The sequence below is a fragment of the Microbacterium sp. C23T genome, assembly GCF_053345975.1.
In genome coordinates this window covers 26605-48043 of sequence record NZ_JBKFBD010000037.1, presented here as the reverse complement: position 1 = coordinate 48043, position 21439 = coordinate 26605, and the positions used below count along the sequence as shown (strand labels likewise).

At 71.2% G+C, this 21439-nt stretch carries 17 protein-coding genes; 10 read left to right on the top strand and 7 right to left on the bottom strand.

The window, feature by feature from the left end:
• Window positions 1–96 precede the first annotated feature (96 nt).
• The 6 genes from ACLBXX_RS18165 to ACLBXX_RS18140 all read left to right on the top strand — a co-directional run bounded on the left by ACLBXX_RS18165 (window position 97) and on the right by ACLBXX_RS18140 (window position 10373).
• Window positions 97–1080 (top strand): aldo/keto reductase, encoded by a 984-nt coding sequence (locus tag ACLBXX_RS18165; RefSeq protein ID WP_447659175.1) that lies wholly within the window; start codon window positions 97–99, stop codon window positions 1078–1080.
• Window positions 1081–1217: 137 nt separating this feature from the next.
• Window positions 1218–2951, top strand: a complete 1734-nt coding sequence (locus ACLBXX_RS18160) for an ABC transporter ATP-binding protein (protein ID WP_447659174.1) — start codon at window positions 1218–1220, stop codon at window positions 2949–2951.
• Window positions 2948–4996 carry an ABC transporter ATP-binding protein gene (locus ACLBXX_RS18155; RefSeq protein ID WP_447659173.1) on the top strand — a complete coding sequence of 683 codons (2049 nt, stop codon included), beginning with the start codon at window positions 2948–2950 and terminating at the stop codon, window positions 4994–4996. Before ACLBXX_RS18160 ends, ACLBXX_RS18155 begins: the two co-directional genes overlap by 4 nt.
• Window positions 4997–5060: 64 nt before the next feature.
• Window positions 5061–5858 carry a PP2C family protein-serine/threonine phosphatase gene (locus ACLBXX_RS18150; RefSeq protein WP_447659172.1) on the top strand — a complete coding sequence of 266 codons (798 nt, stop codon included), beginning with the start codon at window positions 5061–5063 and terminating at the stop codon, window positions 5856–5858.
• 66 nt (window positions 5859–5924) lie between these two features.
• Window positions 5925–8741, top strand: a complete 2817-nt coding sequence (locus ACLBXX_RS18145; protein ID WP_447659171.1) for an FtsK/SpoIIIE domain-containing protein — start codon at window positions 5925–5927, stop codon at window positions 8739–8741.
• 66 nt (window positions 8742–8807) lie between these two features.
• Window positions 8808–10373, top strand: a complete 1566-nt coding sequence (locus tag ACLBXX_RS18140) for an APC family permease (protein ID WP_310242120.1) — start codon at window positions 8808–8810, stop codon at window positions 10371–10373.
• Window positions 10374–10403: 30 nt separating this feature from the next.
• Here the strand turns inward: ACLBXX_RS18140 and ACLBXX_RS18135 are convergent, their stop codons facing one another.
• The 3 genes from ACLBXX_RS18135 to ACLBXX_RS18125 all read right to left on the bottom strand — a co-directional run bounded on the left by ACLBXX_RS18135 (window position 10404) and on the right by ACLBXX_RS18125 (window position 13046).
• Window positions 10404–10784, bottom strand: a complete 381-nt coding sequence (locus tag ACLBXX_RS18135) for a DUF5655 domain-containing protein (RefSeq protein ID WP_447659170.1) — start codon at window positions 10782–10784, stop codon at window positions 10404–10406.
• A 100-nt stretch (window positions 10785–10884) separates the two neighbouring features.
• Window positions 10885–12000: an alanine dehydrogenase gene (ald, locus tag ACLBXX_RS18130; protein ID WP_447659169.1), complete on the bottom strand. Its 1116-nt coding sequence runs from the start codon at window positions 11998–12000 to the stop codon at window positions 10885–10887.
• A 56-nt stretch (window positions 12001–12056) separates the two neighbouring features.
• Complete coding sequence (locus ACLBXX_RS18125) at window positions 12057–13046, bottom strand: asparaginase (protein WP_447659168.1); 990 nt, start codon at window positions 13044–13046, stop codon at window positions 12057–12059.
• A 52-nt stretch (window positions 13047–13098) separates the two neighbouring features.
• Here ACLBXX_RS18125 and ACLBXX_RS18120 point away from each other — a divergent pair, with 52 nt between their 5' ends.
• Window positions 13099–13578, top strand: a complete 480-nt coding sequence (locus ACLBXX_RS18120) for an OsmC family protein (protein ID WP_447659167.1) — start codon at window positions 13099–13101, stop codon at window positions 13576–13578.
• Between the two features lie 24 nt (window positions 13579–13602).
• On the opposite strand, the gene ACLBXX_RS18115 is transcribed toward ACLBXX_RS18120, so the two are convergent.
• The gene (locus tag ACLBXX_RS18115) at window positions 13603–14304 is read right to left on the bottom strand and encodes a lysophospholipid acyltransferase family protein (RefSeq protein WP_387146990.1); all 702 of its coding nucleotides are present in this window, start codon (window positions 14302–14304) and stop codon (window positions 13603–13605) included.
• 201 nt (window positions 14305–14505) lie between these two features.
• On the opposite strand from ACLBXX_RS18115, the gene ACLBXX_RS18110 reads away from it, so the two are divergent.
• On the top strand, window positions 14506–15477 hold the full coding sequence (locus ACLBXX_RS18110; RefSeq protein WP_447659166.1) for an FKBP-type peptidyl-prolyl cis-trans isomerase: 972 nt from the start codon (window positions 14506–14508) through the stop codon (window positions 15475–15477).
• 40 nt (window positions 15478–15517) lie between these two features.
• Window positions 15518–16603, top strand: coding sequence for a 1-deoxy-D-xylulose-5-phosphate reductoisomerase (dxr, locus tag ACLBXX_RS18105; protein WP_447659165.1), 1086 nt, complete (start codon window positions 15518–15520; stop codon window positions 16601–16603).
• Between the two features lie 232 nt (window positions 16604–16835).
• On the opposite strand, the gene ACLBXX_RS18100 is transcribed toward dxr, so the two are convergent.
• From ACLBXX_RS18100 to ACLBXX_RS18090, 3 genes are all read right to left on the bottom strand, one after another.
• Window positions 16836–18500 carry a Mur ligase family protein gene (locus ACLBXX_RS18100; RefSeq protein ID WP_447659164.1) on the bottom strand — a complete coding sequence of 555 codons (1665 nt, stop codon included), beginning with the start codon at window positions 18498–18500 and terminating at the stop codon, window positions 16836–16838.
• Between the two features lie 76 nt (window positions 18501–18576).
• Window positions 18577–19293 (bottom strand): YcnI family copper-binding membrane protein, encoded by a 717-nt coding sequence (locus ACLBXX_RS18095; protein WP_447659163.1) that lies wholly within the window; start codon window positions 19291–19293, stop codon window positions 18577–18579.
• 135 nt (window positions 19294–19428) lie between these two features.
• Window positions 19429–19992: a hypothetical protein gene (locus ACLBXX_RS18090; protein ID WP_447659162.1), complete on the bottom strand. Its 564-nt coding sequence runs from the start codon at window positions 19990–19992 to the stop codon at window positions 19429–19431.
• A gap of 107 nt (window positions 19993–20099) precedes the next feature.
• Here ACLBXX_RS18090 and ACLBXX_RS18085 point away from each other — a divergent pair, with 107 nt between their 5' ends.
• Window positions 20100–21395, top strand: coding sequence for a M50 family metallopeptidase (locus ACLBXX_RS18085; protein WP_447659161.1), 1296 nt, complete (start codon window positions 20100–20102; stop codon window positions 21393–21395).
• Window positions 21396–21439 lie beyond the last annotated feature (44 nt).

The following is a 21439-nucleotide window of genomic DNA, read 5'->3' as shown; positions in this document are numbered from 1 at the left end:
GGCCGTACCCAAACCGCCACCCCCTCCCCGGACGGCGAGGGGCTGTCGCGTTGTGCGGGGGCCGAAGCATCCGTCGCCGGAGATAGCGTGGAGGGCATGACCTCGACTGTTCCCCTGCGCCGTGTCGGCGCCTCCGGCCTGCTCGTCTCCGCCGTCGGCCTCGGCTGCAACAACTTCGGTCGCCCCGGTACCCGCACCGAGACCCTCGACGGCACGCGCGAGGTGCTCGACGCGGCGATCGACGCCGGCGTGACGTTCCTCGACACCGCCGACATGTACGGCGGCGAACCGGGTCAGTCCGAGACGCTCATGGGTGAGGCGCTCCAGGGCCGGCGCGACCAGGTGATCCTCGCGACCAAGTTCGGTCACCCGGGACGCGACATGGGCTACCCGTCGTCGGGTGCGAAGGGCTCGCGGTCGTACATCCGGCGCGCGGTCGAGGCATCCCTCACCCGTCTCAAGACCGACTGGATCGACCTGTACCAGCTGCACGTGCCCGACAACGACACGCCGATGGAGGAGACGCTCGACGCGCTCGGCGACCTCGTTCGCGAGGGCAAGGTGCGCTACATCGGGCACACGAACTTCTCGGGCTGGCAGGTGGCGGAGGGTCATTTCACGGCGCTCATGCGCCACGGCGTGCCCTTCGTGTCGGCGCAGAACGAGTACAGCCTGCTGGCGCGCGGTGCCGAGCGGAACGTGCTGCGGGCCGTCGAGCGCTACGGTCTCGGCTTCTTCCCCTACTTCCCACTCCACAACGGGCTGCTGACCGGGAAGTTCACGCGGGATGCGGCGCCCGCCGACACGCGCATCATCCGGCAGCGTCGCCACATCTACGACGATGCGCCGTGGGAGGCGCTCGAGGGGTATCAGGCGTTCTGCGACGAGCGGAGCATCACGATGCTCGAGGCGACCTTCGGGTGGCTGCTGTCGCGTCCGGCGCTCTCGAGCGTCATCGCCGGTGCGACCACTCCCGAGCAGGTCCGGGCGAATGCCGCGGCGGCCTCGGCGTGGACTCCGACGGCCGCGGACCTCGCGGCGATCGACGCGCTGTTCCCGCCGCCGGAGGCCGCCGCCTGACGACGCGACGCACCGCGTCGGGTGAGTTCGCCGACGGCGTAGGCGCCGGACTGTCGGCGGCGCGCACGCAGGCGTAGCGTCGCTATCCGTGCGCGGTCCGTGTGAGCGGACGACTCCGCGCGCCGGAAAGGACCGTCGTGCTCGGCAAGCTCCTGGTGCGGTATCTGAGTCCCGCGTGGCCGCTCATCGTGGCGGTGGTCGTCTTCCAGCTGGCGCAGTCGATCGCGTCGCTGTGGCTGCCGACCCTGAACGCCGACATCATCGACAACGGCGTCGTCACCGGCGACATCCCGTACATCTGGTCGACCGGCGGCGTCATGCTGATCGTGAGCCTCGTGCAGGTGGTGTGCGCGATCGTCGCGGTGTACTTCGGGTCGCGCCTCGCGATGGGCATGGGCCGGGACCTCCGTGGCGACCTGTTCCATCGCGTGGTCGCGTTCTCGCAGCGGGAGGTCGGTCAGTTCGGCGCCCCGTCGCTCATCACGCGCAACACCAACGACGTGCAGCAGGTGCAGATGCTGGTGCAGGTGTCGGCGACGCTCATGATCTCGGCGCCGATGCTCGCGATCGGCGGCGTGATCATGGCCATCAGCCAGGACGTCGGCCTGTCGTGGCTGATGGCGGTGGCGATCCCGGTGCTGCTCATCATCGTCGGGCTCATCGTGTGGCGCATGGTGCCGGCGTTCACCCAGATGCAGAAGCGCATCGACCGCGTCAACCAGATCATGCGCGAGCAGCTGAGCGGCATCCGCGTCGTGCGGGCGTTCGTGCGCGAGCGCGAGGAGCGGGCACGCTTCGAGTCGGCGAGCGACGACGTGAAGGCGACCGGCCTGCGCGCCGGCAACCTCATGGCGCTGATGTTCCCCGCGGTGATGCTCGTCATGAACGTCTCGAGCGTCGCGGTCATCTGGTTCGGCGCCTTCCAGGTGCAGAACAACGGCGTGCAGATCGGCACGCTGTTCGCGTTCCTCACCTACCTCATGCAGATCCTCATGGGCGTGATGATGGCGACCTTCATGTTCGTGATGATCCCGCGCGCCGCGGTGTGCGCGAACCGCATCGGCGAGGTGCTCGAAACCGCGCCGTCGGTGTCGGCGCCCGAGGCCGCAGCATCCGCTCCCGCTCCTTACGGCCGGATCGAGTTCGACCATGTCGACTTCGCGTACCCCGGCGCCGAGGAGGCCGTGCTGCACGACGTGACCTTCACGGTCGAGCCCGGCACGACGACGGCGGTCATCGGCTCGACCGGATCGGGCAAGACGACGCTCGTCAGCCTCGTGCCGCGACTGTTCGACGTGACCGCCGGCAGCGTCCGCGTCGACGGCGTCGACGTGCGCGACTACGACCCCGATGAGCTCTGGACGCGCGTCGGACTCGTCCCGCAGCGCGCCTTCCTGTTCTCGGGCACGATCGCGTCGAACCTGCGCTACGGCGACCACGACGCGACCGACGAGCAGCTGTGGACCGCGCTCGAGCTCGCGCAGGCGGCCGACTTCGTCCGCGCGCTGCCGGAGGGGCTCGAGGCGCCGATCGCCCAGGGCGGCACGAACGTGTCGGGTGGGCAGCGCCAGCGCCTCGCGATCGCGCGGGCGCTCGTGAAACGCCCCGAGTCGTACATCTTCGACGACTCGTTCTCGGCGCTGGATCTGAGGACGGATGCTGCGCTCCGCCGCGCGCTCGACACCCACCTGCCCGACGCGACCCGGCTCGTCGTCGCGCAGCGCGTCTCGACGATCCAGCACGCCGACCAGATCCTCGTGCTCGATCACGGCCGCATCGTCGGGATGGGCACGCACGACGACCTCGTCGAGACCAACGAGACGTACCGCGAGATCGTGGAATCCCAGTTCGCGGCGGAGGCGGCGGCATGAGCGGGCCGGGGCGGGCGGCGCCGCAGCGCATGCCGATCGGCCGCGGACCGATGGGGCAGGCGACGGGTGGCGAGAAGGCGCAGAACTTCGGTCCGAGCGCGAAGCGCCTGCTCGCGACCCTGCGCCCCGACAGGCTGCTGCTGGTCGTGGTGCTCGTGTTCAGCATCCTGTCGGTCACGCTCTCGGTGATCGGCCCGAAGCTGCTCGGCGAGGGCACGAACGTGGTGTTCGCGGGCTTCATCTCGCTGCAGGTGCCGGCGGGCGTGACCAAGCAGCAGGTCGTCGACCAGCTCGTCGCCTCGGGCAACCAGGACCAGGCGAACATGGTCGCCGCGATGGACTTCGTGCCGGGAGCGGGCATCGACTTCGACCAGCTCGCGCGGATCCTGACACTGGTGCTGCTCGTGTACGTGTTCTCGAGCCTCTTCGGCTGGCTGCAGGCGCGCATCCTCAATGGCGTGGTGCAGCGCGCGATGCACCGGCTGCGTCTGCAGGTCGAAGACAAGGTGCACCGCCTGCCATTGTCGTACTTCGACCGCGTGCAGCGCGGCGAGCTGCTCAGCCGCGTCACGAACGACGTCGACAACATCGGGCAGACGATGCAGCAGACCCTGTCGCAGGTCGTCATCTCCCTGCTGACCGTGATCGGCGTGCTCACGATGATGTTCATCATCTCGCCGCTGCTGGCGGTCATCGCCCTCGTCACCATCCCGCTGACCATCCTCATCACCGTGCTCGTGGCCAAGCGCTCGCAGAAGCTCTTCGTGCAGCAGTGGAAGACGACAGGCGTGCTCAACGCCCGGGTCGAGGAGACGTTCTCCGGCCACTCGGTCGTGAAGGTGTTCGGCCACCAGAAGGAGGTGGAGGCGGACTTCCGCGCCGAGAACGAGGAGCTGTACCGGTCGAGCTTCGGGGCGCAGTTCCTCTCGGGCGTGATCATGCCCTCGATGATGTTCATCGGCAACCTCGTGTACGTCGCGATCGCGGTCGTCGGCGGACTCCAGGTCGCCGCGGGGCTCATGTCCATCGGCGACGTGCAGGCGTTCATCCAGTACTCCCGGCAGTTCACCCAGCCGCTCAGCCAGCTCGGATCGATGGCGAACCTGCTGCAGTCCGGCGTCGCCAGCGCCGAGCGCGTGTTCGAACTGCTCGACGAAGAGGAGCAGACGCCCGACGACGACCCGGCCGAGACGGCGCCGGAGTCGGCGAGCAGGCTGGAGTTCGAGGACGTCTCCTTCCGGTACACGCCGGACAAGCCGCTCATCGACTCGCTGACGCTCGCCGCGCGGCCCGGCAGCACCGTCGCGATCGTCGGGCCCACCGGCGCCGGCAAGACGACGCTCGTGAACCTCATCATGCGCTTCTACGACGTGGACGCGGGCCGCATCGTGCTGGACGGCGTCGACACCCGGCGCATGACGCGCGACGACCTCCGCGCGCGCACCGGGATGGTGCTGCAGGACACGTGGCTGTTCGCGGGCACCATCCGCGAGAACATCGCGTACGGGCGACCGGAGGCGTCCGAGGAGGAGATCGTCGCGGCGGCGACGGCGGCCTACGTCGACCGCTTCGTGCACGCGCTGCCCGACGGCTACGACACGATGCTCGACGACGAGGCCACCAACCTCAGCGTGGGCGAGCGTCAGCTCGTGACGATCGCCCGGGCGTTCCTGGCCGATCCGCGCATCCTCATCCTGGACGAGGCGACGTCGTCGGTGGACACCCGCACCGAGCTGCTCATCCAGCGAGCGATGTCGCGCCTGCGCGAGGATCGGACGGCGTTCGTGATCGCGCACCGGCTGTCGACGATCCGGGACGCCGACCTCATCCTCGTGATGGAGAACGGCGCGATCGTCGAGCAGGGGCCGCACAACGAGCTGCTCGCGCAGAAGGGCGCGTACTGGCGCCTCTACAACGCGCAGTTCGAGGGCGCGGCCGAAGAGGAGGAAGTGGTCGAGGTGCCGACCGTGCCGCTGTCGCCACCGCCCACGACGGCGCAGATCGTCGTCGAAGCGCTCGCCGAGTCCGAAGACGCCGTCGAGTAACCCACTAGTATGTGAGGACGCGGGGGCGAAGGGTTCCGGCGTATTCCGACGGGGAGGACAGGGCGTGCCCGAAGTTTCCACCCAGTCTCTCGCCGTCCCGGTTCCCGGTGGCGTGCTCGAGCTCTCCTGGGCCGCCGTGACCGACACCGGACGCCGCCGCGAGGTGAACCAGGATGCGATGTTCGCGGCGTATCCGCTGTTCGTCGTCGCCGACGGCATGGGTGGGCATGTCGGGGGCGAGATCGCCAGCGCGAGCGCGATCGAGCGACTCCACGCCGTCGCCGACAGCGGAACGGTGACGCCGAAGACCATCGAGAAGGCGCTCGCGCGCGCCGTCAAGGACATCGCGTCGCACCCGGAGGCCACGGACGACGGCACGGGCACCACGGTGACCGGCGTGTTCCTCGACACCTCGGGGGATGCCGCCCACTGGGTCACGCTGAACATCGGCGACTCGCGGGTGTATCTCGTGCGCGATGGCGCGATCGTGCAGATCACCACCGACCACTCGGTCGTGCAGGAACTCGTCGCCGCAGGACGACTGAGTCCCGAAGAGGCCGAGAACCACCCGTACGGCAACGTCATCACCCGCGCCGTGGGCCCGAGCGAGGGCGTCACACCCGACTACGTGCGGCTGGACGCGCTCGACGGCGACCGCTTCGTCATCTGCTCCGACGGGCTGACGAAGGAGCTCACCGACTACGGGATCCGCCACTTCCTCGAGGAGAACCCCGACGCGGGCGACGCGGCATCCGCCATGCTCGAGGCGGCGCTCGAGAACGGCGGCCGCGACAACATCACCATCATCGTCCTCGATGTGGGTCGCCCGGCCGACCACGACTCCTCCACAGACGAGGACTGACCTCCGGGATCCACAGATCCTGCTTGCCGGGCTCCGGATCGATCGGGCTTGCGCTGGACTGGGCGCATGCGCTCGACCGTTCCTTCGACCCTCGCGACCGGTGGCGTTCTCGACGATGAGCCGCTCGCCCTCCCTGTGGCGTGGAACCCTCCGCCGCGCCCCCCGCTGCCGCTCGTGGCCGCGATCGTGCCCGTGGTCGGCGCCGTCGCGCTCTGGCTCGTCACCGGCTCCCTCTTCTCCCTCTGGTTCGCGCTCCTCGGCCCGCTGATCGCGGCGGCGACCATGCTCGACGCACGCCGCGCCGCGCGCCGCGACGGGCGGCGCGCCGCAGCCGACGCGATGCGCGCCCGCGACGAGGTCGCCTCTGCCGTGACGGCGCGCCACGAGAGCGAGCGGGCGCAGCTGTGGGCGCGGCACCCCGATGTCGCGCGCCTCGTCACCCGCGACGGCGAGATCTGGCGCGGCGGCCGCGATGCGTGCCTCGTGGTCGGCGAGGGCGAGCGCGCGAGCGTCGTCCGCGTGACCGGCGGAGACGGGGATCCGGGTGCTGCGGAGCTGCGTCGCCGCGCGGCCCGCGTCTCGGGGGCGCCGGTGACGCTCCCTCTCGCCGCCGGCGTGGCTGTGGTGGGCGGTGAGACGCTGGCGGCCGCCGTTCAGCGGGCGCTCGTCCTGCAGGCGTGCCTCGCGTTCGCCCCGGACGAGCTGCATGTCGCCCCGCCGCTCGGGCGCGGTCTCGACTGGATGGACGCGCTGCCGCACCGCGACGGCCGGGGCGGATCACAGCTGGCGGTCGTCGGCCCCGGTGAACTGGTCCCTGCGGACGCCGATCTCGTCATCGCGCGCGGTCGACGCGGTGCGCCGCTCCCACCGAGGTGCCAGGCGGTGCTCACGATCTCCTCGCCAGGCGTCGCGCGTCTGGAGCACGCCGGCGAGGTCGTCCCGGTGCGCGTCGAGGCGGTGTCCCGGGGACAGGCGGAGGAGATCGCCGCCGAGCTCGCCACCCGCGCGGCGCACAGCCTGGGACTGCGGCGCGGGGCGCCGGAGCCGATCGCGCTGGCGCCGCTGCTGGCCGCCGTGCCGGCAACGGTGGGCGGGCTCCCTGCGGTCATCGGCGCGAGTCGTGGCGAGCCGGTGCTCGTCGACCTCGTCGCCGACGGACCTCACGCGGTGGTCGCGGGAGTCACCGGGGCCGGCAAGAGCGAGCTGCTGATCACCTGGATCCTCGCGCTCTGCGCCACCCGCTCTGCAGACGAGGTGACCTTCCTGCTCGCGGACTTCAAGGGCGGCACGGCGTTCGACGGCCTCGCCGGCGTTCCCCATGTCACCGGGGTCATCACCGACCTCGACGGTTCGGGCGCCCGCCGCGCCATCGAGAGCCTGCGGGCCGAGCTCCGCCGGCGCGAAGCGGCGATCGCCGCGGCCGGCGCCCGTGACATCGGCGACCCGCGGGTACGGCTGCCGCGGCTCGTCGTGGTGGTCGACGAGTTCGCGGCTCTCCTGGGCGACCACCCCGAGCTGCACGGCCTGTTCGCCGATCTCGCGGCGCGCGGCAGAGCCCTCGGGATCCATCTCATCCTCGGCACACAGCGAGCGGCGGGGGTGATCCGCGACAACCTGGTGGCGAACTGCCCGCTGCGCATCAGCCTGCGCGTGACCGACGCGGCGGACAGTCGCGCACTGCTCGGCACGGAGGATGCCGCGCGCCTGCCCGGCGGGGTCTCGGGTCGTGGAACGGCGTTCGTCCGCCGCGCCGGCGATGCGAGTCCGCAGCAGCTGCGCATCGCGCTGTCCGGCCCCGACGACGTCGCGGCGGCCGCGCTCCGGATCGGGCGCCGTGCGCCCCGTCGGCCCTGGCTGCCCGAGTTGCCGGGACTGCTGACCCTCGACGATCTCGTGGATCGCTCGATGGCGGAGCGGGTTGCCCCTCCCGCGGGCGCCGTGCTTCTCGGGCTGGCCGACGAGCCCGAGCGCCAGCGGCAGCCGGTCGCGTTCCTGGGCCCGTCCGACCGGGGGCTGCTGGTGCTCGGAGGCCCGGCGTCCGGGGTGTCGAACGCGCTCGACCTCGTCGAAGCCCAGCTGCGCGGGGCGGCGGTGCGCCTGCCGGCCCACCCCGAGCGGCTCTGGGATGCCGTCGCCGCGCTGCACGAGGAGCTGCCGCGCCCCGGTTCTGCAGTGCTCGTCGATGACTTCGACGGGGTCGCACTGCGGCTTCCGCCCGAGTACGCGCAGATCGTCACGGAGCGCATCGAAGGGCTCGTGCGCCGGGCCGCCGACGCCGGCGTGCTCATGGTGGTGGGTGCACACCGGCTGACCGGTCCCATGTCGCGCATCGCCGAGCTCTTCCCGCGTCGGCTCATGCTGTCGTACGCCACGCGCGTCGATCACGCATCGGCCGGCGGCGATCCCTCGACGTTCGATCCGGCCGCGCCTGCCGGGCGGGGGCGACTCGACGGACGCCCGCTCCAGCTCGCGCTGGCGCCGTCCGCGCCCCGTGAGCCGTTCGAGGCCGACGCTGCGTGGATCCCCTCCGCCGCGCTCACCGGAGTCGTCGCTCGGCGCTCGCCTGCCGGCCGACGCGCGCTCGCCGCCTGGGAGGAGCGCGGCGTGCGGGTGCTCGGCGTGGAGGCTTACGTGGCGGAGCCGGGTGCCGCGGCCACGGGACGCGTGGTCGTCGTGGGGGAGCCCGACGACTGGCAGCGGCAGTGGCGCCTGCTCGCCGATGTGCGCGGCGACCACGACCTCGTGATCGACGCGTCGTGCGCGTCCGAGCTCCGCGTCCTCACGGGATTCCGCGGGGCACCGCCGTACTGCGAGCCCGGTTCCGCGCGCGCGTGGCTCACCTCGGCCGGAGCGGATCCCGTGCGCATTGTCCTCCCGTCGTGAGATGTCTGGCCTGACCGTCGGGCAGGTGTCTTGACCCGTGCTTCTCGCACGCCATAGCGTCACCATGTGGCTACATCCCCGATCGATCTGCACCGCCCCGAAGGCAAGGGACTCGCCGCGGGCACGCTGGGCCTGTGGGGTTCCACCGTCATCGGCCTCGCGTCGACCGCGCCCGTCTACTCCCTGGTGGCGACCCTCGGGTTCGTCGTGCTGGCGGTCGGAGCGCAGGCGCCCATCGCGTTCGTCATCGCGTTCATCCCGATGCTCTTCATCGCCTTCGCCTATCGCGAGCTCAACAACGACGTCCCCGACTGCGGCACCACCTTCACGTGGGGCACCAAGGCCTTCGGGCCCTGGGTCGGCTGGATGGGCGGATGGGGCGTCGCCGTCGCAGGCATGGTCGTGCTGGCGAACCTCGCGCAGATCGCCGGCATCTACTTCTGGGCGCTCGTGGACGGCATCGTGGGCAATCCCGAGGATGCACTCCTCGCCGACAACGTCCCGCTCGTCACGGCGACCGGGGTGGTGTTCATCGCCGCGATGACGTGGGTGAGCTGGAGGGGCGTCGAGATCGGCGAGCGCATCCAGAACGTGCTGCTGGCGATCCAGTACCTCGCCCTCGCGATCTTCGTGGTGGCCGCGCTCTGGCAGTTCTTCGCCGGCACGGCGCCGGACCCGACGCCGTTCGACTGGTCGTGGTTCAACCCGTTCGCGTTCACCGAGTGGAGCGGATTCGTCGAGGCGGTGCTGCTCGCGCTCTTCATCTACTGGGGCTGGGACACGTGCCTCGCCCTCAACGAGGAGACCAAGGACCCCAAGCGCATCCCCGGTCGTGCGGCTCTGCTGACGACGGTCATCCTGCTCTTCACCTATGTCGGCGTGACGGTGGCCGCGATGATGTACGCAGGTCTCGGCGAGACGGGGACGGGCCTCGGCAACGAGGCGAACGCCGACGACTTCTTCCTCGCGATCAAGGACGGCCTGCTCGGGCCGCTGGGCTGGGTGCTGGTGGTCGCGGTGATGATCTCGGCGATCTCGTCCACGCAGACCACGATCCTGCCGACGGCCCGCGGCACGCTCTCGATGGCCGCCTACAAGGCGCTGCCCCGCCGGTTCGCCACGGTGCACCCGCGGTACAAGACGCCGTCGTTCTCGACGCTCGTCATGGGCGTCGTCGCGATCGTCTACTACGTCGGCATGACCTTGATCAGCGACAACATCCTGCAGGACTCCATCCTGTCCCTCGGGCTCGCGATCGCCTTCTACTACGCCATCACCGGCTACGCCTGCGTGTGGTACTTCCGGCGGGAGCTGTTCAACAGCGCGAGGAACTTCTTCTACCGGTTCCTCTTCCCGCTGCTGGGGTCGCTGATGCTGACGTACGCGTTCGTGCAGTCGGCGATCGACATGTACGACGTGGACTACGGCTACACCGTCCTGCTGGGCATCGGCGGCACGTTCGTCCTGGGCATCGGCTCGCTCGCATTCGGCGTGCTGCTCATGGTCCTGTGGTTCCTGTTCCCCCGGGCGAAGGCGTTCTTCCGGGGCGAGAGCCTCAACCGCGACACGCCGGTGCTCGTCCCCGAGGACCCGGCAGACTTCGCCCGGTCGATCGACGGCGGGCTCGTCTGAGCCCGAGCGCCGCCGTTCGGCGCCACGCCGTCACGGGCCGAGGTGGGCTCCGCACCCGACGTCGTACGCCTCGCGCAGCCAGGCCGCGACGTCCTCGTCGAATTCGCCCTCGTCGGCGAGGCGGAACTGGTGCACGAAGAGACGTCGTCCGTACGGCGACGCGCTGAGGATGCGGGGGTCGGGCGGGAGCTTGCGCATGATGTCGAAGTAGCCGCGCACTCCCGCGCGCCACGGCCTGACGCCGGCGAAGCCGCGGCGCGGTCCCTTGAACGTGATCGTCGTCTTCGCGACCGAGTGCGTCACCGGGCCGAACGACCGGATCAGCTCGTCGATGCGGTGCCACAGCTTCACCGCGGCGGGGTCCGCATCCTTTAGGTGATCCTCCACCGTCCACACGTGCGCGTCCGTCATCCCCCCAGTCTCCGCCAGGGCGCAGACACGCGCACCCCTGCAGGCAGGCAGAAGCCCCGGACCCCCGAAGGAGTCCGGGGCTTTTGAAGCCGGGACCGCGTCAGACCAGGGCGGCGTCCAGCGGGGCGAGCTCGAGTTCGTGAGCCGTCGCCACGCCCGCGTTGACCACGCGACCGCCGACGGTGTTGAGACCGCCCGCGAGCGCAGCATCCGCTCGAAGTGCTTCCTTCCACCCGCGCCGCGCGATCTGGCGGATGTAGGGGAGGGTGGCGTTGGTCAGCGCCGAAGTGGAGGTGTTCGGCACCGCGCCCGGCATGTTCGCGACGCAGTAGAAGATGCTGCCGTGCACCGGGAAGGTCGGATCGGCGTGCGTGGTCGGGTGCGTGTCCTCGAAGCAGCCGCCCTGGTCGACCGCGATGTCGACGAGCACGGAGCCCGGCCGCATGCGCGAGACCATGTCGTTGGTCACGAGCTTCGGCGCCTTCGCGCCGGGGATCAGCACCGAGCCGATCACGAGATCCGAGGCGGTGACCGCCCGATCGAGATCGAGCGGGTTCGACGCCGCGGTCTTGACCCTGCCCTGGAAATGGTCGTCGAGGTAGCGCAGACGCTGCACGTTGGTGTCGAACACCGTGACATCGGCTCCCATGCCCACCGCGATCACCGCGGCGTTGGCGCCGGCGACACCGCCGCCGATGACGGTGACCGTGGCCGGGCGCGTGCCCGGCACCCCGGACATCAGCAGGCCGAGGCCTCCGGCGGAGCGCATCAGCGTCGCGGCGCCGACCGTCGGGGCGAGACGCCCGGCGACCTCGCTCATGGGCGCGAGCAGCGGGAGCCCGCCACCGGCCAGCTGGACGGTCTCGTAGGCGATCGCGGTCACGCCGTCGGCGACGAGGCGCTCGGTCAGCGGACGGTCTGCCGCGAGGTGGAGGTAGGTGAACAGCGCGAGGTCGTCGCGGAAGTAGTCGTACTCGCTCGCGATCGGCTCCTTGACCTTGAGGAGCAGCTCGGCGCGCGCCCACACCTCGGCGGCGTCGTCGAGGAGCACCGCCCCCGCGTCCGCGTACTCGGCATCCGGCATCGACGAGCCCTCGCCCGCGCCGCGCTGCACGAACACCTCATGGCCGGAGGCGACCAGGTCGTGCACGCCCGCAGGTGTGAGGGCGACCCGATACTCGTTGTTCTTCACCTCGGTGGGGACGCTGATCCGCATCGTGTGATCCTTTCCGCTCCGCCGTTGGAGCGCTCGGGCTCCTCGTGGGAGCGCCTCTAGAAAGCGGGGCGGATGGCCCCGACATCCTGTCCGCCGCCGGTGACGGCCAGCGGAAGCCTCGACATCGTGTCGGCGACATCCGCCGACGCCAGCGCGCCGTGCCGCTCGAGCAGGCGCAGAGCGACGGCGGTCGCGGCGCGGCCGCTGCCGTCGAGCATCTTGAGTGCCACCGTCGTGCCGTTCGGGGCGACCATCACCATGACGCCCTCGGCGCCGCCCTTGGCGAAGACGCCGAGCCGTTCGATGACGACCGTGTCGGCGCGGCCGGGGCCGTCGATCGTCCACGGGTCGGCGCGCACCGCCTCGACGAGTGCGCCGGCGCTCCGGTGCAGCGCGAAGGGGGACGTCGTCGACGAGTTGCCGATCCGGTGGATCGCGCGCGCGAGACCGAACAGGGTCATCGCGTAGACGGGAGCGCCGCAGCCGTCGACGGCGGTCGCGGCGACCTTCTCGCCGATGAGGCGTTCGACGGTCTCGCGGACGAGGATCTGCACCGGATGATCCGGCGCGAGGTAGCTCTCGGGATCCCACCCGTTCAGGACGCTGGTGAGGAGCATCGTGGCGTGCTTGCCGGAGCAGTTCATCCGGATGCGCGACGGCTGTCCGAGTTCGCGCACCAGCTCGTCGCGCGTCGCCGTGTCGCCGGGCCAGGCGGCGGGGCATCCCAGTGCGTCCTCGCCGAGTTCGGCGAGCGACAGGATGTCGCGGACCACCGCGACGTGACGGTCGGTGCCGGAATGGCTCGCGGTGGCGAGGCCCAATCGCTCGCCCTCGAGGGGCGCGCCGGCCGAGAGGCACGCGAGCGCCTGCAGCGGCTTGAGGCTGGAGCGGGGGAGGATCAGCGCCGAAGGATCGCCGAGCTTCTCGGCGATGGTGCCGTCGGCGGCGAGCACGATGGCGATGCCGGCGTGGCGCGACTCGACGAAACCGCTGCGTTCGACGACGGCGAGCTCGACGGCGTCGGTCGCGGCGAAGGTCTGCGGCACCCCGACAGCCTACCGCCGGAGGGGCCCTTCGCCCGCATGACAGACTGTGCTCATGTGGGGCGAGCATCGATACTCCGTCCGGACGACGTGGACCGGTGACCGCGGCACCGGCACATCGGGCTACCGGGACTACGACCGGGCGACGACCATCGAGATCGACGGCAAGCCTGCGCTGCTCGCCTCCTCCGACAAGCCGTTCCGCGGCGACCCGTCGCGGTGGAACCCCGAGGACATGCTGCTGGCGTCGCTCAGCGAGTGCCACCTGCTGTCGTACCTCCACGCGTGCGTGCAGGCAGGAGTCGTGGTCGTGGGCTACGAGGACGAGGCCTCCGGACTCATGGTCGAGGACGGCCGCGGCGGCGGCGCCTTCCGCGAGGTCGTGCTGCGGCCGCGCGTGACCGTCGCGGACGCGTCGATGACGGATGCCGCGGCCGCCGCGCATGCGCAGGCGAACGAGTGGTGCTTCATCGCGAACTCGGTGAACTTCCCGGTGCGCCACGAGCCAACGATCCTGGTCGCTGCCGGTCGCTGACCGACGCAGCGAGCCCGAACGGCGTCAGCGGCGCTCGTGGGGGAGGACCTGTTTGATGCGGTCGATCGTGTTGTGCGCGGGGACCTCGTTGTAGGCGTTCGCGAGTTCCTGGCCCGACAGCGCGTGGATCGCGGCCATGATCTCGTCCGTCGCGAGACGGCGTGCCTTGCCTGAAGACGCGGGGCCGTGGTGGGCGAGGTCGAGCGGCTCGCCGAACCTGACCGTGATGCGGTGCCGGAACGACGGCTTCTTCGCCCCCACCGGCATGACCTTGTCGGTGCCGATGAGTCCCACCGGCACCACGCGGGCGCTCGACTGCAGTGCGAGGAAGGCGACGCCGGTGCGGCCCTTGTAGAGGCGGCCGTCGAGCGAGCGGGTGCCCTCCGGGTAGAGCGCGACGGCCTTGCCGTCATCGAGCAGGGCGCGCTGCTGGTCGAGCGCGTCGAGCGCGGCCTGCCCGGCGCCGCGCTGCACCGGGATCGCGCCGATCGACGTGAAGAACCACCGCGAGGCCGGCTTGTCGAAGTAGCTCGACTTCGCCAGGAAGTGCACGGGGCGGGGTGCCGCGACCGGGATCGCGATCGAGTCGATGAACGACAGGTGGTTGCTCGCGAAGATCACCGGGCCGGACTTGGGGACGTTGGCCTTGCCCTCGATCCGAGGGCGGTACACGATTCTGGCCAGCGGAGTCAGGATGCTGCGCCCCAGCGCGTACGTGAAGCCCATGCGGCGCGCCGGAACGGCGGAGGATTCGGGTTCTTCCGCCGTCTCGTCGGCGGTGTCTTCGGCGCCGGGCACGAGGTCGGAAGTCACCCGTAGAGGGTACTCCCGATTGCATTCCGGTATCGGCATGCCGTTTCCCAGCGCGAACAGAGGAAAGATGCGAAAGGATGGAGGCTTCCCTTCCCCCTGACTCGAGGTTGTTCCGTGCGCATTCGCCCGTTCGCCGCCCTGTCCGTCGTCGCCGTGTCGACTCTGCTGCTCGCCGGGTGCACCGGGTCGGCCGATCCGAACGCCACTCCGACGCCGACGTCGACGGCTTCCTCCGAGTGCCTGCTCGACGCGCAGCCTGGTTCGGACTCCGATGCCATCAAGGTCACGGGCGACGGTGCGGATCTCGCGGCGACCGTCCCCGACGACCTCGCCTTCGAGGGCGTCGAGCGCACGATCGTGACCGAGGGCTCCGGCGACGACGTCGTGTCGGGTGACCTCGTCAGCGGCTTCTACACGATCTACGACGGATCGACCGGCGAGGTCCTTCAGGACTCGTCCGAGACGTCGGCGGACGACTCCGGCGAGGTCCCGATCATCATGGACCCGCAGCAGTACTCGCTGTTCGTCGCGGCGCTCGAGTGCGCGCCGATCGGCTCGACGGTCGCGATGTCGATCCCGGGGAGCGCGTTCGGCGAGGGCGCCTCGCCCGTCGTGATCGTCGCCGAGACGACCGACTTCCTCCCGACCACCGCGGACGGAGCCGAGCAGGACCCGGTCGACGGCATGCCGACCGTCGAGCTCGCCGACAACGGCGCGCCGACCATCACGATCCCCGAGGCCACCGAGCCGCCCACCGAGGTGCAGATCGCGGACCTCAAGGAGGGCGACGGCCCCCTCGTCGAGTCCGGTGACACCGTGTTCGTGCAGTACACCGGCGTCAAGTGGTCGGACGGCTCCGTCTTCGACTCCAGCTGGGACCGCGGGCAGCCCTCGGCCTTCCAGACGACCGGCGTCGTCGCCGGCTTCCAGCAGGCGCTCGAAGGACAGGCGGTCGGCTCGCAGGTGCTCGTCGTGATCCCGCCGGAGTTCGGCTACGGCGCTCAGGACGGCCACGAGCTGCAGAACGAGACGCTCGTCTTCGTCGTCGACATCCTCGGCGTGCAGCGCGCCGCCGCCCAGCAGTAACCCGAGGCGGCCGCATCCGGCCCGGCGATAGGCTGGCCGGATGCGGCGCGTCCTCATCCTCGGCTCGACCGGTTCCATCGGCACGCAGGCGCTCGACGTCGTGCGGGCCAACCCCCGGCGGTTCGAGGTGGTGGGTCTCTCTGCGGGATCCGACCGCGAGACGCTCGAGGCGCAGGCGACCGAGTTCGGCGTCGAGAGCACCGCACTCGGGGCTGTCGAGGCCGAGCAGCTCGTGCGCGATGTCGACGCCGATGTCGTGCTCAACGGCATCACCGGCTCCGTCGGTCTCGGTCCGACCCTCGCCGCGCTCGAGACAGGTCGCACGCTCGCCCTCGCGAACAAGGAATCGCTCATCGTGGGCGGCGACCTCGTCACGGCGGTCGCACGCCCCGGGCAGATCGTCCCGGTCGACTCCGAGCACTCCGCCATCGCACAGGCGCTGCGGTCGGGGGAGCGCAGCGAGGTCCGTCGGCTCGTGCTGACGGCATCCGGGGGTCCCTTCCGGGGCCGCACCCGCGCCTCGCTCGAGGGCGTGACCCCGGCCGAGGCCCTGGCGCACCCGACATGGGACATGGGCCGCGTCGTGACGACCAACTCGGCGACCCTCGTCAACAAGGGCCTCGAGGTCATCGAGGCCCATCTGCTCTTCTCCGTGCCCTACTCCGAGATCGATGTCGTCGTGCATCCGCAGTCGATCGTGCACTCGATGGTCGAGTTCGTCGACGGCTCGACGATCGCGCAGGCCTCGCCTCCCGACATGCGCCTGCCGATCTCGCTCGGGCTCGACTGGCCCAACCGCGTTGCCGGGGTCGGCCGACCGCTCGACTGGACCACCGCGACCTCGTGGACCTTCGAGCCGCTCGACGACGCCGCCTTCCCGGCCGTGCGCCTGGCGAAGCAGGTCGGGCGCGCCGGAGGCACGTACCCCGCCGTGTTCAACGCCGCCAACGAACAGGCGGTCGACGCGTTCCACGAAGGACGCCTGAGCTTCCTCGGCATCATCGATGTGATCGAGCGCGTGGTCGACAAGCACGACGCCCCTGACGCCCTCACCCGGGACGCTCTCGCCGACGCCGAGGACTGGGCACGCCGCAAAGCCGACAAGGTCATCGCCGCAGCATCCTGATCCGCCCGGCGTCTCCGTCATCCCGGGTCGATGCGCGTCCTCAATTGAGGAGCGTTGCCGGAATGCTGATCGCGATCGGCGAGCGTCTCTGCATCTCGGCAACGCTCCTCAATTGAGGAGCGGGGAGTCAGCGTTGCGCAGGACGCGATGAGCGGCGACCGTCCTCAATTGAGGAGCGGGGAGTCAGCGCGGCGCAGGACGCGATGAGCGGCGCCTACCGGCGGGCGCGGGCTCAGGCCTCCGGATAGACCGGACGCAGGGGGTCGGATGCCGGGGTCTCATGCTCCGGGTACGGCACCGGCCAGTGCGGCTCGGGCACGGGCCAGCCGGCCTCGCGCAGCGCGCGGCGGGCGAGCTCGCGCGCCGAGTAGGGCGTGCGGACGCCGCGGATGTCACGGTAATCCTGGTGACCGGGACCGGCCCACAGGATCGCGTCGCCGTCGCCGACGAGCGCGACGGCCTCGATGATCGCGCGCTCAGGCGGCGAGAACTCGTGGATCTCGGCATCCGGCTGCGCGCGACGCGCACCTTCGACCAGGGTCGCGCGGATCGAGTCCGGGTCCTCGTGGCGAGGGTGGTGGTCGGTGATCACGAGGATGTCGCTGCCCTCGACGCCGGTGCGGCCCATGTCGTGGCGCTTCGTGGCGTCGCGGTCGCCGTCGGCGCCGAACAGCATGACGACCTTGCCCGGGGTCACGCGGCGCACCGCCGAGAGCGTCTTCTCGAAGGCGTCGGGGGAGTGGCCGAAGTCGACGTACACCGCGGGGCCGGTCTCGCCCGAGACGAGCTCGGTGCGACCGGGCAGGTAGGCCTCGATCCGGCCGCCGTCGAGAGCCTCCACCAGGCGCTCCCAGGTGTAGCCGCCCTCGTGGATCATCACGATCGCGAGCCCGGCGTTGGCCGCCATGTGCCGGCCGATCACGGGGACGAGCGTGGTCAGCGTGCGCCCGTCGCGGGCGGTGAGGCGGAACTCGGTGCCGACCTGGCGCTCGTCGAGGATCTCGACCACCCAGTCGGCGGCAGCTGCGGCATCCGGATCCGACGCGAGGGCAGGCGTGCCGACGGTGACCGTCGGCACTTCGCTGCGCGCGACGACCTCGGCTCCGGGCTCGGAGTCGACGCAGACGACGGCACGACGCGCGCGGTCGGTGCGGAACAACGGGAGCTTCGCCTCGAAGTACTCGCGCATGTCGGCGTAGTCGTCGAGGTGGTCGTGGGTGAGGTTCGTGAAGCCGGCGACGTCGAACACGATGCCGTCGACGCGACGGCGGCTGAGCGCCTGTGCGCTCACCTCGACGGCGACCGCTTCCACGCCGCGCTCGCGCATGAGCGCGAGGAGCGCGTGCATCTCGTACGCCTCGGGGGTCGTGAGGCGCGACACGACGACCTGCCCGGCGATGTGGCGCTCGGCGGTCGACGACAGTCCGGTCGTCACGCCGAGCTGCCCGAGGATGCCCTCGAGCAGGTGCGAGACGCTCGTCTTGCCGTTCGTGCCGGTCGTGCCGAACAGCGTGGGGAGGTCGTCGTCGCGGCCCGTGCTGTACACCCAGGCCGACAGCTCGCCCAGGACCGCGCGAGGGTTGTCGACGAGCACCACGGGCAACCCGCTCGCGGCCGCGGCGTCGGCTCCGGCGGCATCCGTCACCACCGCGACGGCACCCTTCTCGGCGGCCGTGGCGGAGAACTCGGCGCCGTGGCGGTTGACGCCCTGCACCGCGACGAACACGTCGCCGGGGCGGAGATCGGCGGTCGCGAGGGTGAGGCCCGTCAGCGTGGCGTCGGCGACGTCACCGCGGACGTCGACGGCGAAGCGTGCCGCGAGGTCTGCGAGCGAGTGTGTCGGCGGCGCGTCGGGACGGAGTACCGGGGGCAGGTTCGAAGGCGCGTCGGTCGGCATGGCGCATCCATCTTCGCATGGGGGCCGGTCATCGAGCGGCGGGGTGCGCTCGCCCGATGACCGGCGTGGCCTCGTGTCAGGCCTTGCGGCGTCCGCGCACCAGGACGACCACGAGCGCCGCGATCCCGGCGGCGAGTCCGCCGGCCGCCAGCCAGCGCGCGACCGGGTCGGCGGAGGGGACGGATGCCGCGGCTTCGGCATCTGCGGCGGCTGCGACCGCGTCGTCCGATGAGTGGCCGGAACCGTCGGCGTCACCGTGTCCGGCGTCCGCATCCGCCACGTCGCCCACCGCGACCAGTGGCGCGGGTGCGTCGAGGTCGTGCGGGTCCTCGCCGTCCTCGGCGATCTGGGTCCAGGCGGTCTCGCCCTCCGCACACGTCTGCGTCACCGGGAACGCGAGGGTCGTGTCGGCCGTGCCCTCGGTGAAGAGCACGTCCATCGAGACGGCCGCTTTGAACCCGTCCTCGACCGGGGTGTCGGCGGTGTACACGACGCGGGTCGGCACGCCGTCGGTGCCGAGTTCGCGCGTGATGGTCCAGCCGCCCTGCACGAGGGGCGTCGCGTTGCCGACGCCTGCGGGGATGTCGACCGCGACGGCTGTCGTCGGCGAGCCGTCGCAGCCGTGCGAGAACGAGAAGGTGAGCGTTTCGGTGCCGCCCGCGGCCGCCGTCTCGGGGGTGACGTGGACGTGGGCGGATGCGGCGAGCGGCGCGCCGATCGCGAGGGCGAGGCCGGCGGTGACGCCGATCACGACGCGGCGGGTGCGGGAGGAACGGGAGGTGGAATCGGTCATGACTGTGCTGTCGTCTTTCGTCTGGGCCGTCGGCGGGATCGCCGATCGGGGCGCGCCGGCGGGAGCCGGACGCGCGAGAGGGTTCCGGAGCGCGCATCGGGCGCGGGCCGGCGACGGTGCGGCGCGCGGCGCCGCTCAGACGAGTGCGGGAGGACCGCGCCGCGAGACGTCGGACAGGACGACGCCCGCCGCGACGAGCGCAGTGCCGGCGGGTGCCGGCACGAACCGCGGCATCGTCGGCCGTGGCGCGATCGCGCGGGCGCGCGAGAAGAGCGAACGGATGCCGCGGCCCAGTGCGCGCAGCATCCGTTCGCCGCCGTACAGCGCGGCGATGGTCGCGATCGCCGCGAGCACGTGCGCGGCGAGCATGGGGGCATCGGGGAGGACGACGGCGCTGAGGTCGCCGCCGAGGTGCGTCACGTGGTGGCCGTGGAGCGCCGCCGGGTCGGCGTCGGCGGTCACGGCGAACGCGACGTGGAACAGGCCCTGGCTCGCGAGAACGGTGGCGCCGACGCGCCACGCGGTGAGCCGCCGGCCGATGAGGGCGACCGCGACGGGAGCGGCGAGGATGCCGACCGCCGCGACGAAGGCGGGTGACGGTGCGCCGCCCCCGCCGAGGGTGTGCGCCGTGGCGGCGACGACGGTCGCGACCCACGCGGCAGCGGTGCCGCGCAGCGCGCGCACGTGGCGTGGGGTCACGGCTCCTCCTCGTGTCGAGCCTACGGGAGGAGCGAGGCGCCGCCGGCGCGCCCACGGTGGTCCGTCGTCACACCCAACTCAAAGGCTGGCGCGGGTACCGTGAGCGTGTGGAGATCCTCGCGTTCGTCATCGGTGTCGCCCTCATGGTCGTGGGCCTCGCGGTGTCGATCGCGCTGCACGAGCTCGGCCACCTGTGGCCGGCCAAGAAGTTCGGCGTGCGCGTCGGCCAGTACATGATCGGGTTCGGCCCGACGCTGTGGTCGAAGCGGTGGCGCGGCACCGAGTACGGATTCAAGGCGATCCCGCTCGGCGGCTACATCTCGATGGCCGGAATGTACCCGCCGTCGCCGCAGGCGGCGAGACGCGACGGCCGGGCCGCCGGGGGCTTCTTCGCGACCATGGTCCAGGACGCCCGGGACGCGAACGACGAGACGCTGCACGGCGATGACGACACGCACGTCTTCTACCGCCTCCCGATCTGGAAGCGCATCGTCGTGATGCTCGGCGGTCCGCTGATGAACTTCTTCTTCGCGATCGTGCTGTTCGCGATCCTGCTCACCGGTATCGGCGTGCAGACCGCGACGACCGAGGTCGCGCGACTGTCGGAGTGCGTCCCCACGACGAGCTCGACCGAGTGCACCGATGCGTCTGCCGCTGCTCCGGCCGAGGCCGCCGGCATCCAGCCCGGCGACGTCATCGTCTCGATCGACGGGGAGCCGGTCGCGGACTTCGCCGAGGCATCCGCCATCATCCGCTCGTCGCCCGGCGAGCAGCTGACCTTCGTCGTCGAACGCGACGGCAGCGAGCAGACCCTGCAGATCACCCCGGCCACGATCCAGACCGAGGTGACGGCCGCCGACGGTACGACCACCACCCAGGAGGTCGGCTTCGTGGGCATCGGCCCCACCGTCGAGTACGTGCAGCAGCCGATCTGGGCAGGACCGCAGATGGCCGTTCAGAACGTCGGCGCGGTCGCGGGCATCATCTGGCAGCTGCCGGCGAAGGTGTGGCAGACCGGCGTCGACCTCGTCACGGGGCAGCCGCGCGATCCGAACGGGCCGCTGAGCATCGTCGGCGCGGGCCGGCTCTCCGGTGAGGTCGCCGCCGCGGACTCGCCCGTGCTCAACCGCGTCGCGGGATTCCTGTCGCTGCTCGCGTCGCTGAACATCGCCCTGTTCGTGTTCAACCTCATCCCGCTGCTGCCGCTGGACGGCGGCCACATCGCGGTGGCCCTCTGGGAGGGCATCAAGCGGGTGTGGGCGAAGCTGTTCCGGCGCCCGCCGCCGAAGCCGGTGGATGCGACCAAGCTCGTGCCGCTCACGTTCGCCGTCTTCGTCGCGCTGCTCGTGATGGGCGGCATCCTCATCCTCGCCGACCTCTTCAACCCCGTCACGCTCTTCTGACGCCCCGCGCACCGGCCGCGGACGATCTTGGTCGGTCGTGTCGA

Bases quoted from the DNA above. Each gene is read 5' to 3' on its own strand.
- ACLBXX_RS18100 (WP_447659164.1), bottom strand. From the start codon at position 18,500: ATGCCGACCGACGCGCCTTCGAACCTGCCCCCGGTACTCCGTCCCGAC.
- ACLBXX_RS18145 (WP_447659171.1), top strand. From the start codon at position 5,925: ATGCGCTCGACCGTTCCTTCGACCCTCGCGACCGGTGGCGTTCTCGAC.
- dxr (WP_447659165.1), top strand. From the start codon at position 15,518: ATGCGGCGCGTCCTCATCCTCGGCTCGACCGGTTCCATCGGCACGCAG.
- ACLBXX_RS18095 (WP_447659163.1), bottom strand. From the start codon at position 19,293: ATGACCGATTCCACCTCCCGTTCCTCCCGCACCCGCCGCGTCGTGATC.
- ACLBXX_RS18120 (WP_447659167.1), top strand. From the start codon at position 13,099: ATGTGGGGCGAGCATCGATACTCCGTCCGGACGACGTGGACCGGTGAC.
- ACLBXX_RS18165 (WP_447659175.1), top strand. From the start codon at position 97: ATGACCTCGACTGTTCCCCTGCGCCGTGTCGGCGCCTCCGGCCTGCTC.
- ACLBXX_RS18115 (WP_387146990.1), bottom strand. From the start codon at position 14,304: ATGGGCTTCACGTACGCGCTGGGGCGCAGCATCCTGACTCCGCTGGCC.
- ald (WP_447659169.1), bottom strand. From the start codon at position 12,000: ATGCGGATCAGCGTCCCCACCGAGGTGAAGAACAACGAGTATCGGGTC.
- ACLBXX_RS18155 (WP_447659173.1), top strand. From the start codon at position 2,948: ATGAGCGGGCCGGGGCGGGCGGCGCCGCAGCGCATGCCGATCGGCCGC.
- ACLBXX_RS18135 (WP_447659170.1), bottom strand. From the start codon at position 10,784: ATGACGGACGCGCACGTGTGGACGGTGGAGGATCACCTAAAGGATGCG.